The organism is Streptomyces sp. NPDC046303 (assembly GCF_055588085.1).
In genome coordinates this window covers 69,729-85,180 of the sequence record NZ_JBVJFA010000019.1, presented here as the reverse complement: position 1 = coordinate 85,180, position 15,452 = coordinate 69,729, and the positions used below count along the sequence as shown (strand labels likewise).

The following is a 15,452-nucleotide window of genomic DNA, read 5'->3' as shown; positions in this document are numbered from 1 at the left end:
TCAGACGGAGGAGAGCCGGGCGTCGCCCTGGGCCGGGATCTCCGGCTGCGTGACCGGGCGTTCGCGCAGGCTCAGCGCGACCCGGAGCACCGCGATCCACACCAGGCAGGAGCCGAGCATGTGGGCGGCGACGAGCAGCTCGGGCAGCTCGGTGAAGAACTGCACGTAGCCGATGCCGCCCTGCGCCAGGAGCACGATCAGCAGGTCACGGGCGCGCGCCCGGGTGTCCGTGGGGGCGTCGACCACGCGCAGCACCAGCCACATCGCCACGGCCAGCGCGCACACCACCCAGGCGGCGACGGCGTGCACGTGGGCGGTGGCCGCCCAGTCGAACGGCATCCGCCGGATCTCGCTGCTGTCGCCCGCGTGCGGTCCGGAACCGGTGACGACCGTGCCCGCCGCGATCAGTACGAAGGTCGTCGCGATCAGCGCCCACGACAGCTTGCGCACCGGGCCGGGCACGCGCGGGCGGGCGGCGGTGTCGCCCTCGCCGGTGCGCTGGAGGCTGAGGGTGGTCACCGCGATCAGCGCGGTGGCGAGCAGGAAGTGCCCGGCGACGCTGTACGGGTTGAGGCCCGTCTTGACGGTGATCCCGCCGAGTACGGCGTTGGCCATCACGATGGCGAACTGGACCCAGCCGAGCTTGGTCAGCGAGCGCCGCCAGGGCTTGGCCGAGCGGGCCGCGAGGATGTACCAGCCGACGGCCGCGGAGAGTACGTACGTCAGCATCCGGTTGCCGAACTCGATCGCGCCGTGGAAGCCCTGCTCCTGCGTCGCGATCAGGCTGTCGTCCGTGCACTTGGGCCAGGTGTCGCAGCCGAGGCCGGAGCCGGTGAGCCGCACAGCGCCGCCGGTGACGACGATGGCCACGCTCATGACGAGCGCGGCGAGCGCGGCGCGCCGCACGATCCGGGGTGACGGAGTCCAGCGGCCGACGATGAAGGCGAATGGGTTCAACACGGCCCCTATCGTAGGCGGAGCCTTGTGCAAAGTTTCACGAGGGGGTGGGCGGTGGGGCGTCGGGGCCCACGGCCAGCCGGTACCGGGCGCCCGCCGGGTCGCCCTCCTCGTGCCACCACACGTGGATGCGCCAGGGGACGCCCTCGCCCGGGTGGTCCGCGGACGCAATGAATCCGCGTACCAGTTCAGCCCCTATGTCCTCGGCCGTCCTGTTTCGCACTTCTGCGGCGCTGTGCCACGGATGTTCCCGTACGTGCCACAGTCCGTCAGGACCGCGCACCTCGACGCGCCATACGGCCAGCCAGGGCGTGACCTCCAGCATCGTGCGGACCTGTTCGGCGCCCAGACCCAGCCGGGCCGCGATCGCGGGCTCGGCCACCCCCTGGACGCGGGCGGCCACCACGGCCTGGGGCAGCAGCCGTTCGGGCAGCAGCCCCTTCGCGCGCAGACCGGTCAGCGAGTCGAAGGCCAGGTAGCGCAGGCGCAGTTCCAGCTGGCGGCCGATGTGGTCGAGGGCCTCCTCGGCCTCCTCGGACTCCTCCGAGCCGTGGTCCGCCAGCAGCAGCTGCCGGAAGTCCGACTCCGCGTCCACGGCCCAGGCCACCGCCTCCTCGGCGGAGCCCAGCTCCGCGAGGCGGTCCCCGAGGAACACCTTCGCCTGGGCCAGGCCCCGGCGGTTGACCGGGTCCCGCTGGTCCAGGCCCGCCCACACCCCGACCGCGGTCCGGGTGAGATCACGGGCGCGCTCCCCGGCCGCCCGCTCCATGGCGGTCGGCCCCTCCACGGCGGCGGGGCCCAGCGGATGCCGCGGCAGCCGGTCCCCGTCGCTCAGCGGCCAGGCCAGCCACACGCCGTGGTTGATCAGGCCGCGGGCGTACCAGCGGGCGAACTCGGGCGCGTACGGGGCCGCGCGCTCGGAGCTGCGCAGCCCCTCCTCGATCAGGGCGAGGGCGGAGGCGCGGTCCCCCGCGGCGAAGCGCAGCGCGGCCCGGTCGGCGAGGCGCAGCCCCAGCAGCGCGGTGCACTCGGGGTCGTCCGGATGGGTGCGCAGGGCGCCGATCAGCTCGTCGAGCAGCCGCTCGCGCTCCTGCGGCTGCGCGTGCGCCGCCCCCGACCGCACCCGTGCCCACTGCTCGTCCAGCCGTAGAACGGCCTCGCGCTGCACCATGTCCGCCCCCCGGCTTCATGCGTGAAGGTCTACATCTTCACGAGAACGACCGGTCCGGTGGAAGGGTTCCGCCGGCCAGGGTGAGGGGTCGCTCCGGTCACTCCCAGCGGAACCAGCGCGCCGCGGCGCCCAGTCCGAGCACGGCCCAGCCGGTCAGCACGGCCGCGTCGCCCCACGGCAGGCCGCCGCCGTGCTGGAGCACCTCGCGCAGGCCGTCGGAGAGGGCCGTGATGGGCAGCAGGCCCAGGACGGACTGGACGGCGCCGGGGAACTTCTCCAGCGGCACGATCACCCCGCCGCCGACCAGCAGCAGCAGGAACACCAGGTTCGCGGCGGCCAGCGTCATCTCGGCCTTGAGGGTGCCCGCCATCAGCAGGCCCAGCCCGGAGAAGGCGGCGGTGCCCAGCAGGACCAGCGCGGCGGCCGACAGGGGGTTCCCCTGCGGGGACCAGCCCAGCGCGAAGGCGATCGCCGTCAGCAGGGCGATCTGGAGCACCTCGGTGACCAGCACGGACAGCGTCTTGGCGGCCATCAGCGCCCAGCGCGGCAGCGGGGAGGCCCCGAGTCGCTTGAGGACCCCGTAGCGGCGGTCGAAGCCGGTGGCGATGGCCTGGCCGGTGAAGGCGGTGGACATCACGGCCAGCGCCAGGATGCCGGGGGCCAGGAAGTCCACGGACTTCCCGGTACCGCCCTCCCGGACGGGCACGGTGACGATGTCCACGGCGGAGAAGAGGGTCAGCAGCAGCGCCGGGATGATCACGGTCAGCAGCAGCTGCTCCCCGTTGCGCAGCAGCATCCGGGTCTCCAGGGCCGTCTGCGCGAGGATCATGCGGGAGACGGGTGCCGCCCCCGGGCGGGGGGTGAACGTGCCGGCGCTCATCCGCGCAGCTCCTTGCCGGTGATCTCCAAAAAGACGTCCTCCAGGGTGTGCCGCTCCACCGAGAGGCTGTCGGGCATGACGCCGTGCTGCGCGCACCAGGAGGCGACGGTGGCGAGCAGCTGGGGGTGGACGTCGCCGGTGACCCGGTAGACCCCCGGGGTGAGCTCGGCGGCCCGGGTGCCGTCGGGCAGCGCCTTGAGCAGGGAGGCGAGGTCGAGGGAGGGGCGGCCGGTGAAGCGCAGCGTGTTCTCGGCGCCGCCCCGGCACAGCCCCTCGGGGCTGCCGTGGGCGATGACCCGGCCCGCGTCGACGATGGCGACCTCGTCGGCGAGCTGCTCGGCCTCGTCCATGTGGTGGGTGGTGAGGACGACGGTGACACCGTCGGCGCGCAGCTCCCGTACGAGGTCCCAGGTCGCGCGGCGGGCCTGCGGGTCCAGGCCGGCGGTGGGCTCGTCGAGGAAGACCAGCTCGGGGCGGCCCACCACGGCCATGGCCAGGGCGAGGCGCTGCTGCTGGCCGCCGGAGAGCCTGCGGTAGGGGGTGCGGCCGCAGCTGCCGAGGCCGAGGCGTTCCACCAGGGGGCCGACCTCGAGCGGGTCGGCGTACAGCGTGGCCATGTGGCGGAGCATCTCGACCGCGCGGGCTCCGGAGTAGACGCCTCCGGACTGGAGCATCACCCCGATGCGCGGGCGGAGCGCCGCGGCCTGGGCGACCGGGTCGAGGCCGAGGACGCGGACGGTGCCGGCGTCGGGGCGGCGGTAGCCCTCGCAGGTTTCCACCGTGGTCGTCTTGCCCGCGCCGTTGGGGCCGAGGACCGCGGTGACGGAGGCCTTCGGGACGGTGAGGTCCAGGCCGTCCACCGCTCTCCTGGCGCCGTACCTCTTCACCAGTCCGCGGATCTCCACGGCGGGGTCGTTGCTCATGGGGGGTGAGTCTACGGAGCCGGGGGAGGGGCCCTTTGTCCCGGGGTCGGGGCCATGGGATACGAAGACCGTGTCGCAAAAACGGCTGTTTTCCGCCCGGCGATCCTGGATGGCCCAGCGCCGTTCGGTGATCTTTTCCGGAATTCGGTGTTCTCCGTCCCCGGCGGCATTTCCGGAGGGGGATTGCTGGTGGGAGCCGTGTGCCGCTTCGTACGGAGGGGGCGGCAAGAGTGCGGAGCGTTTCCCTCCGTATAACTCTCCGTGGATAAATTAGGTAACCCTTAGTGATGGAGACCACCAGTAGTGGCCTCCATCACGGCTTGTCCGCGCTCGACTAATTACGCAACAATGGCGTTGTGAAAAACGGCGCACGGCAGATCGAGACCCCCCAGGGGGAGCTCGCGACCGGGGAGCGGTCAACCCGCAACCGGGTCGCGCGGTCCATCCTGGACCACGGTCCGTCCACCGTCGCCGACCTCGCCCAGCGTCTCGGCCTCACCCAGGCCGCCGTCCGCCGCCACCTCGACACGCTCGTCGCCGACGACGTGGTCGCACCCCGTGAGCAGCGTGTGTACGGCGCACGCACCCGGGGCCGGCCCGCCAAGGTCTTCGCGCTCACCGACTGCGGCCGCGACGCCTTCGACCAGTCCTACGACACCCTCGCCGCGGACGCCCTGCGCTGGATCGCGCAGTCCGTCGGCGGCGGAGAGCGCGGGGAGGCGGCCGTCGCCGCCTTCGCCAGGGCGCGGATGGAAGCGCAGGCGCAGTCCTACCGGGAGGCCGTCGAGGCCGCCCCGCCGGCGGAGCGCACGGAGGCCCTTGCCAGGGCGTTGACCGCGGACGGGTACGCTGCTACGGCGAAGAGCGCTCCCGGTCCGCACAGCGGCGAACAGCTCTGCCAGCACCACTGCCCGGTCGCACACGTCGCCGAGCAGTTCCCGCAGCTCTGCGAGGCGGAGACCGAGGTCTTCTCCCGTCTGCTCGGGACGCATGTTCAGCGCCTCGCCACGATCGCCCACGGCGACGGGGTGTGCACGACGTTCATTCCGCGTAGCGCGAGCGCCACACAGACCGACTCATCAGTATCTGCAAGTACGGCCGGGAGGAACCCCGCATGACCACGGAGACTGCTCACCCTGAGCTCGATGGCCTGGGCACCTACGAATACGGCTGGGCCGACTCCGACGCGGCCGGCGCCGCTGCCAAGCGGGGTCTGTCCGAGGATGTCGTGCGCGACATCTCGGCGAAGAAGTCCGAGCCGGAGTGGATGCTGAAGCTCCGCCTCAAGGGCCTCAAGCTCTTCGACAAGAAGCCCATGCCGAACTGGGGCTCCGACCTCTCGGGCATCGACTTCGACAACATCAAGTACTTCGTGCGTTCCACCGAGAAGCAGGCCGCTTCCTGGGAGGACCTGCCCGAGGACATCAAGAACACGTACGACAAGCTCGGCATCCCGGAGGCGGAGAAGCAGCGCCTCGTCGCCGGTGTCGCGGCCCAGTACGAGTCCGAGGTCGTCTACCACCAGATCCGCGAGGACCTGGAGGAGCAGGGCGTCATCTTCCTCGACACGGACACCGCGCTCAAGGAGCACCCGGAGCTCTTCCAGGAGTACTTCGGCACGGTCATCCCGGTCGGCGACAACAAGTTCGCGTCGCTGAACACCGCCGTGTGGTCGGGCGGCTCGTTCATCTACGTCCCCAAGGGTGTCCACGTGGACATCCCGCTGCAGGCCTACTTCCGCATCAACACGGAGAACATGGGCCAGTTCGAGCGGACGCTGATCATCGTCGACGAGGACGCCTACGTCCACTACGTCGAGGGCTGCACCGCCCCGATCTACTCCTCGGACTCGCTGCACAGCGCCGTGGTCGAGATCATCGTGAAGAAGGGCGGCCGCTGCCGCTACACGACGATCCAGAACTGGTCGAACAACGTCTACAACCTGGTCACCAAGCGCGCCGTGGCGTACGAGGGCGCGACCATGGAGTGGATCGACGGCAACATCGGTTCCAAGGTCACCATGAAGTACCCGGCCGTCTACCTGATGGGCGAGCACGCCAAGGGCGAGACCCTGTCCATCGCCTTCGCGGGCGAGGGCCAGCACCAGGACGCCGGCTCCAAGATGGTCCACATGGCGCCGAACACCTCCTCGAACATCGTCTCGAAGTCGGTGGCACGGGGCGGCGGCCGCACCTCGTACCGAGGCCTGGTCGAGATCGGCGAGGGCGCCCACGGCTCGAAGTCCAACGTGCTGTGCGACGCGCTCCTGGTCGACACGATCTCCCGCTCGGACACGTACCCCTACGTGGACGTCCGCGAGGACGACGTGTCCATGGGCCACGAGGCGACCGTCTCCAAGGTCTCCGACGACCAGCTCTTCTACCTGATGAGCCGCGGTCTGACGGAGTTCGAGGCCATGGCCATGATCGTGCGCGGCTTCGTCGAGCCGATCGCCCGCGAGCTGCCCATGGAGTACGCGCTGGAGCTGAACCGGCTGATCGAGCTGCAGATGGAGGGCTCGGTCGGTTAGCACCGGCCGCCCGAGTCCCGCAGACATTCTTTGACGTAGGAAGAGAGCACGAAGACAGCCATGGCTGAGGCTCAGAACATTCCGGCGGGTTCGACCACCGCCGGCGCGATCGCGGTGGCCGCCGAGTCCACCGTCGCCACCCGGATGAGCGCCCCCCCGTCCTTCGACGTGGCGGACTTCCCCGTGCCCCACGGCCGCGAGGAGGAGTGGCGCTTCACCCCGCTCGCCCGCCTCAAGGGCCTGCACGACGGCACCGCGGTCGCCAACGGCACCATGAAGGCCCAGATCGACGCGCCCGAGGGCGTCACCGTCGAGTCGGTGGAGCGCGGCGACGCGCGCATCGGCAAGGCCGGCACCCCGGTGGACCGGATCGCCGCCCAGGCGTTCACGTCCTTCGCCAAGGCCACGGTCGTGACCGTGCCCAAGGAGGCCGTCCTGACCGAGCCGGTGCGCGTTTCGCTGCACGGCGAGGGCGGCACCACCTTCGGCCACACCGTCTTCGACGTGCAGGCCTTCGCCGAGGCCGTCATCGTCATCGACCACACCGGTGACGGCGTGCGCGCCGCCAACGTCGACTTCCTCGTCGGCGACGGCGCCAAGCTCACCGTCGTCTCGGTGCAGGACTGGGACGACACCGCCGTCCACGTCTCCCAGCACAACGCGCTGGTCGGCCGCGACGCGACCTTCAAGTCGATCGTGGTCACCTTCGGCGGCGACCTCGTACGCCTCCACCCGCGCGTGAGCTACGCCGGCCCCGGCGCCGAGGCCGAGCTCTTCGGCCTGTACTTCACCGACGCGGGCCAGCACCAGGAGCACCGCCTCCTGGTCACGCACGACGCCCCGCACTGCAAGTCGAACGTGGTCTACAAGGGTGCGCTCCAGGGCCAGGACGCCCACGCCGTCTGGATCGGTGACGTGCTCATCGAGAAGACCGCCGAGGGCACGGACACCTACGAGATGAACCGCAACCTCGTCCTGACGGACGGCGCGCGGGTCGACTCCGTGCCGAACCTGGAGATCGAGACCGGCGAGATCGTCGGCGCCGGCCACGCCTCGGCGACCGGCCGCTTCGACGACGAGCAGCTCTTCTACCTGCAGGCCCGCGGCATCCCGGCCGACGAGGCCCGCCGCCTGGTCGTGCGCGGCTTCTTCGCCGAGCTCGTCCAGCAGATCGGTGTCCCGGACATCGAGGAGCGCCTGCTCGCCAAGATCGAGACCGAGCTCCAGGGTTCCGTCTGATGAATTACGTCAAGGCCTGCGCGCTGAGCGAGCTGGAGGAGAACACCCCGAAGCGGGTGGAACTCGACGGCACGCCGGTGTCCATTGTCTCCACCGAGGGCGAGGTGTTCGCGATCAACGACATCTGCTCGCACGCGAACGTCTCGCTCTCGGAGGGCGAGGTCGAGGACTGCATGATCGAGTGCTGGCTGCACGGGTCGGCCTTCGACCTGCGCACCGGCAAGCCCTCCGGTCTGCCCGCGACCCGCCCCGTACCCGTATACCCCGTAAAGATCGAAGGGGACGACGTGCTCGTCTCCCTCACCCAGGAGTCCTGAGGTATCCATGGCAACGCTTGAAATCCACGACCTGCACGTCTCCGTCGAGGCCGAGAACGGCGCCCGCGAGATCCTCAAGGGCGTCGACCTCACCGTCAAGCAGGGTGAGACGCACGCCATCATGGGTCCGAACGGCTCCGGCAAGTCCACCCTGGCGTACTCGCTGGCCGGTCACCCGAAGTACACCATCACCGGTGGCACCGTGACCCTCGACGGCGAAGACGTCCTGGAGATGTCCGTCGACGAGCGCGCCCGCGCCGGCCTGTTCCTCGCCATGCAGTACCCGGTCGAGGTCCCCGGCGTCTCGGTCTCCAACTTCCTGCGCACCTCGGCCACCGCCATCCGCGGCGAGGCCCCGAAGCTGCGTACCTGGGTGAAGGAGGTCAAGTCCGCCATGGAGCAGCTCCAGATGGACCCGGCCTTCGCCGAGCGCAACGTCAACGAGGGCTTCTCCGGCGGTGAGAAGAAGCGCCACGAGATCCTGCAGCTGGAGCTCCTGAAGCCGAAGATCGCGATCCTCGACGAGACCGACTCCGGCCTGGACGTCGACGCGCTGCGCATCGTCTCGGAGGGCGTCAACCGGGTCCGCGAGACCGGTGAGGTCGGCACCCTGCTGATCACGCACTACACGCGCATCCTGCGCTACATCAAGCCCGACTTCGTGCACGTGTTCGCGAACGGCCGCATCGCCGAGTCCGGTGGCGCCGAGCTCGCCGACCAGCTGGAGGCCGAGGGTTACGACAAGTACGTGAAGGGTGGCGCGACCGCGTGACACAGCTGCCTGGCCTCCTCGACATCGAGGCGATCCGCAAGGACTTCCCCCTGCTGGATCGTGTGGTCCACGACGGGAAGAAGATCGTTTACCTGGACAACGCGGCGACTTCGCAGAAGCCGCGCCAGGTGCTCGACGCGCTGAACGAGTACTACGAGCAGCACAACGCCAACGTCCACCGTGGCGTGCACGTGCTCGCCGAGGAGGCCACGGCGCTGTACGAAGGTGCCCGCGACAAGGTCGCCGCCTTCATCAACGCACCGAGCCGCGACGAGGTGATCTTCACCAAGAACGCCTCGGAGTCGCTCAACCTGGTCGCGAACATGCTCGGCTGGGCGGACGAGCCCTACCGGGTCGACCGCGAGACCGAGATCGCCATCACGGAGATGGAGCACCACTCCAACATCGTGCCGTGGCAGCTGCTCGCGCAGCGCACCGGTGCGAAGCTGAAGTGGTTCGGCCTCACCGACGACGGCCGGCTCGACCTGTCGAACATCGAAGAGGTCATCACGGAGAAGACGAAGATCGTCTCCTTCACGCTGGTCTCCAACATCATGGGCACGGTCAACCCGGTCGAGGCGATCGTCCGCCGTGCGCAGGACGTCGGCGCCCTCGTGCTGATCGACGCCTCCCAGGCCGCTCCGCACATGCCGCTGGACGTGCAGGCGCTCGGCGCCGACTTCGTGGCCTTCACCGGCCACAAGATGTGCGGCCCGACCGGCATCGGTGTGCTCTGGGGCCGCCAGGAGCTCCTGGAGGACCTGCCCCCGTTCCTCGGCGGCGGCGAGATGATCGAGACCGTGTCGATGCACGCCTCGACGTACGCCCCGGCGCCCCACAAGTTCGAGGCGGGTACGCCCCCGATCGCCCAGGCCGTCGGCCTCGGCGCGGCCGTGGACTACCTGACCGCGATCGGCATGGACAAGATCGCCGCACACGAGCACGCGATCACCGAGTACGCGATCAAGCGCCTCGCGGAGGTCCCCGACCTGCGGATCATCGGCCCCACCACGGCCGAGGACCGCGGCGCCGCGATCTCCTTCGTGCTCGGCGACATCCACCCGCACGACGTCGGCCAGGTGCTGGACGAGCAAGGCATCGCGGTCCGCGTGGGACACCACTGCGCGCGCCCGGTCTGCCTGCGGTACGGAATTCCGGCGACGACCCGAGCGTCTTTCTATCTGTACTCCTCTCCGGCGGACGTCGACGCGCTGGTCGACGGGCTGGAGCACGTACGGAACTTCTTCGGCTGACGGACGAGGCGACGAGGACGCAGTGAAGCTGGATTCGATGTACCAGGAACTGATCCTGGACCACTACAAGCACCCGCACGGGCGTGGCCTGCGCGACGGCGATGCCGAGGTGCACCACGTCAACCCGACCTGCGGTGACGAGATCACGCTGCGCGTGAAGTACGACGGCGAGACGCTGACCGACGTCTCGTACGAGGGCCAGGGCTGCTCCATCAGCCAGGCCAGCGCGTCCGTACTGAACGAGCTGCTCGTCGGCAAGCAGCTGGCCGAGGCGCAGAAGATCCAGGGCGTGTTCCTGGAGCTGATGCAGTCCAAGGGCAAGCTGGAGCCGACCGAGGAGATGGAGGAGGTGCTGGAGGACGCGGTCGCGTTCGTCGGCGTCTCCAAGTATCCGGCGCGTGTGAAATGTGCTCTGCTGAGCTGGATGGCGTGGAAGGACGCGACGGCCCAGGCACTGGGCGACGCGGAGAGGAAGACGGCATGACCGAGAACGCGACGCCCGAGGCGTCGACCAAGCCGGCCACCGAGGAAGAGGTCCGCGAGGCCCTCTACGACGTGGTCGACCCCGAGCTGGGCATCGACGTCGTCAACCTGGGCCTGATCTACGGCATCCACATCGACGACGCGAACATCGCCACCCTCGACATGACCCTGACCTCCGCGGCCTGCCCGCTGACGGACGTCATCGAGGACCAGGCCAAGTCGGCGACGGACGGCATCGTCAACGAACTCCGCATCAACTGGGTCTGGATGCCCCCGTGGGGCCCGGACAAGATCACGGACGACGGTCGCGAGCAGCTGCGCGCGCTCGGCTTCAACGTCTGACCCCCTGCGTGTGAGGGCCCCCGGCACGGTCGTGCCGGGGGCCTTCTCCGTTGTCCGATCACGGCATGTGTACGGTTGTACACATCGTTGTGTACCCTCGTACACATGCCCTACGTACTGCTTGCCGCGGCCATCGCGGCCGAGGTCGCCGGAACCACCGCCATGAAGTACAGCGACGGTTTCACCAAGCTGTGGCCCTCGCTGGGCACGCTGCTCGGCTACGCCATCGCCTTCACCCTGCTCGCGCAGACGCTGAAGACGATGTCCGTGGGCACCGCGTACGCGATATGGGCCGGCGTGGGGACCGCCGCGATCGCCGCCATAGGGATGGTGTTCCTCGGGGAGGCGGCCACCGCCGCGAAGATCGCCGGGATCGCGCTGGTGATCGGGGGCGTGGTGCTGCTGAATCTCGGCGGGGCGCACTGATGGCCCCCGGCGCGCGCAGGTACGACCCCGAGCGGCGCCAGCGGATCATCGACGCGGCGATCCGGGTGGTGGGCGCCAAGGGCATCGCAGGGCTGAGCCACCGCAGCGCCGCCGCGGAGGCCGACGTGCCGCTGGGGTCGACCACGTACCACTTCAAGACCCTGGACGACCTGCTCGTCGCGGCCCTGCGCCAGGCCAACGAGGGCTTCTCGCGGGCGGTGGCGGACGCGCCGGCGCTGGCCGATCCGCAGGCGGACCTCGCGCAGACCCTGGCCCGTCTGCTCGGCGAGTTCCTGGCGGCGGACCGCGGACGGGTGGAGCTGGAGTACGAGCTCTACCTCGCGGCCCTGCGGCGCCCGGCGCTGCGGCCGGTGGCGGCGGAGTGGTGCGAAGCGGTGGCCGCGGCGCTGACCCCGCGCACGGATCCGGCGACGGCCCGGGCGCTGGTCGCCGTCATGGACGGCATGAGCCTCCAGGTCCTGCTGACGGACGCGGAGTACGACGAACCGTACGCGCGCGAGATCCTGGGCCGGGTCCTGCGGCCACAGCGCTAGCGCCGGCGCTGATCGGCGGAGCGGACCGCGGTCAGGGCCGCCCGGACGCTCGCCTCGATGTCCCGGATCGGGTAGAACACCTCGCGCACGGTGCGGTCCCGGTCGAGGACCAGGGTCAGCCGCTTGATACGGGTCACGCCCGCCGCGCGGAACGTCGGCAGCCGCAGCGCCGCCGTCAGCGCCAGTTCCGCGTCCGACAGGAGCGGGAAGCGCAGCCGCTCCTGCTCCGCGAACTCCCGCTGCTCGTCCGGGCGCTGGGTCGACACCCCGTGCACGGTGGCGCCCGCCGCGGTGAACTCCGCGAGCTGGTCGCGGTAGGTGCACGACTCGAACGTGCAGCCCTTGGCGCCCGGGATCCCGGCCCAGCCGGGCGGGTAGGACTCGGCGCGGGCGTAGGCGCCCGGGAAGCAGTACAGGACCGTGAACGCGGTGTCCGCCACCGGGTCGCTGAGCGCGCCGAAACGGTCCGGCAGCAGCAGCTCGGGCAGCCGGGTGCCGCGCAGCGCGTGGACCCGTTCCGCCTCCCGTGAGGCCTCGTCGGTCGTCGCCGTCATCTCTCCCCCTCCGAGGATCCAGCTGTCCCCCCAGTCCTGGAGGGCCACCAGCACCGGCAGCAGCCCCCGTCCCCGGGGGGTCAGCCGGTACTCGTGCCGCACCGGGCGTTCCTGGTACGGCTCGCGCGTCAGCACCCCGGCTTCGACCAGCAGCTTCAGCCGCTCGGCCAGCACCTTGCGGGACATCCCCAGCTCGCGCTGGAGCTCGTCGAAGCGGTGCAGGCCGCGCGCGGTGTCGCGGACGATCAGGAGCGTCCACCAGTCGCCCACGACGTCGAGGGCCTGGGCGATGGAGCAGTCCGCGTCGCCGAGGTGTGTGCGCTGGGCCATGGCACTCCTTTGTCCGTTGACCCCAGGCTGTCATGCTGGCATAGTCCGTTCCTAAAAGGAACTCAGTCGGTTCGGGATGCGTCGGGATGCGGGGGGACACGGGTGTGCTGCAGGGGTTCAAAGACGTACCGAGGACGGTGTGGCTGCTGGCTGCGGGGGTCTTCGTCAACGCCGTCGTCAGCTGCACGTTCGTCTTCGTCTTCGTCTGGCTGACCGGCCCGCGCGGACTCGGGGCCGCCCAGGCGGGCCTGATCGTCGGAATCGGCGGGGTCGGACTGGTCGCCGGGAACTTCACCGGAGGCTGGTACGGGGACCGCTTCGGCCACCGCCGGGTCCTGCTCGCCGCCTCCACCCTGGGCGGACTCGCCCTCATGACGCTCCCGTCGCTGTCCACCGCGCTGCTGTACGCGGCCCTGCCCGTCGCCCAGTACGCCTCGGGGATGATCCGTGCCGCCAACTCCGCGCTGGTCGCCGTCACCGTCCCCGAGGGATCCCGGCGCCAGGCCTTCGCCGTCACCCGCTGCCTGTCCAACGGCGGATTCACCCTGGGCACCCCCCTCGGCGCCCTGGTCGCCACCGGGCTCTCGTACGACTGGCTCTTCCTCGCCGAGGGCCTCGGCACGCTCTTGTTCGCCCTCTGGACCGCCCGGGTCGTCCCGGCCACGGCAACCGCACGCCCCTCCGCGGCCCCGGACGCGGGTCTGGGCCGCGGAGGGCTGTGGCGGGAGCTGCGCACGCGGCCCGCCGTACTCGTCCTGCTCGGCGCGATCGCCGTCGCCGACGTCGTCTACCGGCAGCACTACACGACCTTCCCCGCCTTCCTCGCCGACCACGGCCTGGACACCCGCGCCTACGGACTCCTCATCGCGATCAACGGCGGAGTCATCCTGCTCCTGGAGATTCCCGCCGCCCTCGCCCTGCGCCGGCGCTCCCCGCTGCACATCGTCGGCACCGGGCTGGTGCTGGTGGGTGGCGGCTACGCGGTGCTGATGATCGGCGCGGGCGTCGCCGCCGCCGTCGCGATGATGGTGCTCCTCACCCTCGGGGAGATCCTCTACAAGACCACGGCCACCGCGTACGTGGCGGACCAGTCGCCCGAGCACGCCGTCGGCCGCTTCCAGAGCCTGTACGCGGGCGTCTCCGTCAGCGGCGTGGTGCTCGCCGCGCCGCTCGGCGGAGCCCTGTACGCGGCCGCGCCGGGCCTGCTGTGGCCGCTGTGCGCGGTCCTCGCGGCGGGGGCGGGCGGGGCGGTGCTGTGGGCGGGCCGGCGGACCGGCCGGGCGGCAGACCGGGGGGCCGGCCGACACGGGGGGGCGCCCGGCACCTGAGACCGGTTCGCACCCTCGGGCGCTCGCCGGTTAGGTTTCTGGCATGACTGCTACGCGTACCACCGGCGCCGTCGCCGCCGGACTTGCCACCCTCACCGCCGACGGCACCGTCCTCGACACCTGGTTCCCCGCCCCCGAGCTGGTCGCCGAGCCCGGCCCGGCCGGCACCGAGCGCCTCACCGCCGACCGGGCCGTGGAGCTGCTGGGCGCCGCCGCGGCGAAGGCGATCCGCCAGGACGCGGTCCGCGGCGTCGAGGTCGTGGCCGTCCGCACGGTGATCTCCTCCCTGGAGGACAAGCCGCTGGACGCGCACGACGCGTACCTGCGCCTGCACCTGCTCAGCCACCGCCTGGTCAAGCCGCACGGCCAGAATCTCGACGGCGTCTTCGGCCTGCTCGCCAACGTGGCCTGGACCTCGCTGGGCCCGGTCGCCGTCGACCAGGTCGAGACCGTCCGCCTCAACGCGCGCGCCGAGGGCCTGCACCTCCAGGTCACCTCGATCGACAAGTTCCCCCGCATGACGGACTACGTCGCCCCCAAGGGCGTGCGCATCGCCGACGCGGACCGCGTCCGCCTCGGCGCGCACCTCGCCGAGGGCACCACCGTCATGCACGAGGGCTTCGTCAACTTCAACGCCGGCACCCTGGGCACCTCCATGGTCGAGGGGCGCATCTCCGCGGGCGTCGTGGTCGGCGACGGCTCCGACATCGGCGGCGGCGCCTCCACGATGGGCACCCTCTCCGGCGGCGGCAAGCAGATCATCTCGATCGGACAGCGCACCCTGATCGGAGCCGAGGCGGGCGTCGGCATCGCGCTCGGCGACGAGTGCGTCGTCGAGGCCGGGCTCTACGTGACCGCGGGCACCCGCGTCACCCTCCCGGACGGCCAGATCGTCAAGGCCCTGGAGCTCTCCGGCGCCAGCAACATCCTCTTCCGCCGCAACTCGGTCACCGGCGCCGTCGAGGCCCGTCCGTACAAGGCGGCCTGGGGCGGCCTGAACGAGGTTCTGCACAGCCACAACTGACGCCCGCGGGGCCGGTACCCGAAAGCGCCCTCCCACCCCGGCCGGGGCGGGAGGGCGCTTTCACGCGGTCTGGCGGCCGACGGCCGGGGGCCGGGGCCGCGGTCAGTGCAGCGGGATCGTGCGGATCAGGCCCGCGAAGGCCTGCTGCTCCGCCTCGGTCAGCTCCACCGACTCCATCGGGTGCGAGGCCTGGCTGCGCTGGGCCGGGATCACCGGGAGGCCCTCGACGGCCGCGGGCTCCGGGTGGTGGAAGCGGCTGTCCCACAGCATGTGACCGAGTCCGGCCACCCAGACGAGGGCGGCCACGAACAGGACGGCGAGGCCGATTTCCTGGGCGAGGGTGATGGAGGGGAACACGCGGTCCTCCGG

General features: G+C 70.9%; 18 protein-coding genes. 12 read left to right on the top strand and 6 right to left on the bottom strand.

The genetic code is table 11. The annotated features are described in order from the left end of the window. The 4 genes from ACZ6I1_RS21125 to ACZ6I1_RS21110 all read right to left on the bottom strand — a co-directional run bounded on the left by ACZ6I1_RS21125 (position 1) and on the right by ACZ6I1_RS21110 (position 3,931). Positions 1-990, bottom strand: coding sequence for a COX15/CtaA family protein (locus tag ACZ6I1_RS21125; protein ID WP_469289316.1), 990 nt, complete (start codon positions 988-990; stop codon positions 1-3). A 4-nt stretch (positions 991-994) separates the two neighbouring features. After that, entirely contained in the window at positions 995-2,128 is a 1,134-nt protein-coding gene (locus ACZ6I1_RS21120) for a hypothetical protein (protein ID WP_469289314.1), read from the bottom strand. Positions 2,129-2,225: 97 nt separating this feature from the next. Next, positions 2,226-3,008, bottom strand: a complete 783-nt coding sequence (locus ACZ6I1_RS21115; protein ID WP_469289312.1) for an ABC transporter permease — start codon at positions 3,006-3,008, stop codon at positions 2,226-2,228. Beyond that, on the bottom strand, positions 3,005-3,931 hold the full coding sequence (locus ACZ6I1_RS21110) for an ABC transporter ATP-binding protein (protein ID WP_469289310.1): 927 nt from the start codon (positions 3,929-3,931) through the stop codon (positions 3,005-3,007). Before ACZ6I1_RS21110 ends, ACZ6I1_RS21115 begins: the two co-directional genes overlap by 4 nt. 356 nt (positions 3,932-4,287) lie before the next feature. Here ACZ6I1_RS21110 and ACZ6I1_RS21105 point away from each other — a divergent pair, with 356 nt between their 5' ends. From ACZ6I1_RS21105 to ACZ6I1_RS21060, 10 genes are all read left to right on the top strand, one after another. Next, complete coding sequence (locus tag ACZ6I1_RS21105) at positions 4,288-5,049, top strand: helix-turn-helix transcriptional regulator (RefSeq protein ID WP_469289308.1); 762 nt, start codon at positions 4,288-4,290, stop codon at positions 5,047-5,049. Further along, the gene (gene sufB / locus ACZ6I1_RS21100; protein WP_469289306.1) at positions 5,046-6,461 is read left to right on the top strand and encodes a Fe-S cluster assembly protein SufB; all 1,416 of its coding nucleotides are present in this window, start codon (positions 5,046-5,048) and stop codon (positions 6,459-6,461) included. The genes ACZ6I1_RS21105 and sufB overlap by 4 nt, the downstream gene beginning before the upstream one ends. A gap of 60 nt (positions 6,462-6,521) precedes the next feature. After that, positions 6,522-7,700 (top strand): Fe-S cluster assembly protein SufD, encoded by a 1,179-nt coding sequence (sufD, locus tag ACZ6I1_RS21095; RefSeq protein ID WP_469289305.1) that lies wholly within the window; start codon positions 6,522-6,524, stop codon positions 7,698-7,700. After that, the gene (locus ACZ6I1_RS21090) at positions 7,700-8,017 is read left to right on the top strand and encodes a bifunctional 3-phenylpropionate/cinnamic acid dioxygenase ferredoxin subunit (RefSeq protein ID WP_030009135.1); all 318 of its coding nucleotides are present in this window, start codon (positions 7,700-7,702) and stop codon (positions 8,015-8,017) included. The genes sufD and ACZ6I1_RS21090 overlap by 1 nt, the downstream gene beginning before the upstream one ends. A 7-nt stretch (positions 8,018-8,024) precedes the next feature. Then, positions 8,025-8,789 carry a Fe-S cluster assembly ATPase SufC gene (gene sufC, locus ACZ6I1_RS21085; protein ID WP_030388906.1) on the top strand — a complete coding sequence of 255 codons (765 nt, stop codon included), beginning with the start codon at positions 8,025-8,027 and terminating at the stop codon, positions 8,787-8,789. Continuing rightward, complete coding sequence (locus ACZ6I1_RS21080; protein WP_469289302.1) at positions 8,786-10,042, top strand: cysteine desulfurase; 1,257 nt, start codon at positions 8,786-8,788, stop codon at positions 10,040-10,042. The genes sufC and ACZ6I1_RS21080 overlap by 4 nt, the downstream gene beginning before the upstream one ends. Positions 10,043-10,064: 22 nt before the next feature. Continuing rightward, positions 10,065-10,526 carry a Fe-S cluster assembly sulfur transfer protein SufU gene (gene sufU, locus ACZ6I1_RS21075; protein ID WP_362389978.1) on the top strand — a complete coding sequence of 154 codons (462 nt, stop codon included), beginning with the start codon at positions 10,065-10,067 and terminating at the stop codon, positions 10,524-10,526. Continuing rightward, entirely contained in the window at positions 10,523-10,867 is a 345-nt protein-coding gene (locus tag ACZ6I1_RS21070; RefSeq protein ID WP_030027092.1) for a metal-sulfur cluster assembly factor, read from the top strand. The genes sufU and ACZ6I1_RS21070 overlap by 4 nt, the downstream gene beginning before the upstream one ends. A 105-nt stretch (positions 10,868-10,972) precedes the next feature. Next, on the top strand, positions 10,973-11,293 hold the full coding sequence (locus ACZ6I1_RS21065) for a DMT family transporter (protein ID WP_030846229.1): 321 nt from the start codon (positions 10,973-10,975) through the stop codon (positions 11,291-11,293). Beyond that, positions 11,293-11,847, top strand: coding sequence for a TetR/AcrR family transcriptional regulator (locus tag ACZ6I1_RS21060; RefSeq protein WP_469289299.1), 555 nt, complete (start codon positions 11,293-11,295; stop codon positions 11,845-11,847). The genes ACZ6I1_RS21065 and ACZ6I1_RS21060 overlap by 1 nt, the downstream gene beginning before the upstream one ends. Here the strand turns inward: ACZ6I1_RS21060 and ACZ6I1_RS21055 are convergent. Beyond that, positions 11,844-12,731: a winged helix-turn-helix transcriptional regulator gene (locus ACZ6I1_RS21055; RefSeq protein ID WP_469289298.1), complete on the bottom strand. Its 888-nt coding sequence runs from the start codon at positions 12,729-12,731 to the stop codon at positions 11,844-11,846. The genes ACZ6I1_RS21060 and ACZ6I1_RS21055 overlap by 4 nt on opposite strands. A 104-nt stretch (positions 12,732-12,835) precedes the next feature. Between ACZ6I1_RS21055 and ACZ6I1_RS21050 the strand changes: the two genes are divergently transcribed. Together ACZ6I1_RS21050 and dapD are read left to right on the top strand one after the other, a co-directional pair. Then, positions 12,836-14,059: an MFS transporter gene (locus ACZ6I1_RS21050; RefSeq protein WP_469289296.1), complete on the top strand. Its 1,224-nt coding sequence runs from the start codon at positions 12,836-12,838 to the stop codon at positions 14,057-14,059. A gap of 43 nt (positions 14,060-14,102) precedes the next feature. Next, entirely contained in the window at positions 14,103-15,083 is a 981-nt protein-coding gene (dapD, locus tag ACZ6I1_RS21045) for a 2,3,4,5-tetrahydropyridine-2,6-dicarboxylate N-succinyltransferase (protein ID WP_469289294.1), read from the top strand. Between the two features lie 102 nt (positions 15,084-15,185). Here dapD and ACZ6I1_RS21040 read toward each other — a convergent pair whose 3' ends face one another. Next, positions 15,186-15,440: a hypothetical protein gene (locus tag ACZ6I1_RS21040; RefSeq protein WP_469289292.1), complete on the bottom strand. Its 255-nt coding sequence runs from the start codon at positions 15,438-15,440 to the stop codon at positions 15,186-15,188. Positions 15,441-15,452 lie beyond the last annotated feature (12 nt).

Coding starts and splice junctions, on each gene's coding strand:
- sufC (WP_030388906.1), top strand. CDS start 8,025: ATGGCAACGCTTGAAATCCACGACCTGCACGTCTCCGTCGAGGCCGAG.
- ACZ6I1_RS21060 (WP_469289299.1), top strand. CDS start 11,293: ATGGCCCCCGGCGCGCGCAGGTACGACCCCGAGCGGCGCCAGCGGATC.
- ACZ6I1_RS21065 (WP_030846229.1), top strand. CDS start 10,973: ATGCCCTACGTACTGCTTGCCGCGGCCATCGCGGCCGAGGTCGCCGGA.
- sufD (WP_469289305.1), top strand. CDS start 6,522: ATGGCTGAGGCTCAGAACATTCCGGCGGGTTCGACCACCGCCGGCGCG.
- ACZ6I1_RS21110 (WP_469289310.1), bottom strand. CDS start 3,931: ATGAGCAACGACCCCGCCGTGGAGATCCGCGGACTGGTGAAGAGGTAC.
- ACZ6I1_RS21120 (WP_469289314.1), bottom strand. CDS start 2,128: ATGGTGCAGCGCGAGGCCGTTCTACGGCTGGACGAGCAGTGGGCACGG.
- sufB (WP_469289306.1), top strand. CDS start 5,046: ATGACCACGGAGACTGCTCACCCTGAGCTCGATGGCCTGGGCACCTAC.
- dapD (WP_469289294.1), top strand. CDS start 14,103: ATGACTGCTACGCGTACCACCGGCGCCGTCGCCGCCGGACTTGCCACC.
- ACZ6I1_RS21055 (WP_469289298.1), bottom strand. CDS start 12,731: ATGGCCCAGCGCACACACCTCGGCGACGCGGACTGCTCCATCGCCCAG.
- ACZ6I1_RS21070 (WP_030027092.1), top strand. CDS start 10,523: ATGACCGAGAACGCGACGCCCGAGGCGTCGACCAAGCCGGCCACCGAG.
- ACZ6I1_RS21090 (WP_030009135.1), top strand. CDS start 7,700: ATGAATTACGTCAAGGCCTGCGCGCTGAGCGAGCTGGAGGAGAACACC.
- ACZ6I1_RS21115 (WP_469289312.1), bottom strand. CDS start 3,008: ATGAGCGCCGGCACGTTCACCCCCCGCCCGGGGGCGGCACCCGTCTCC.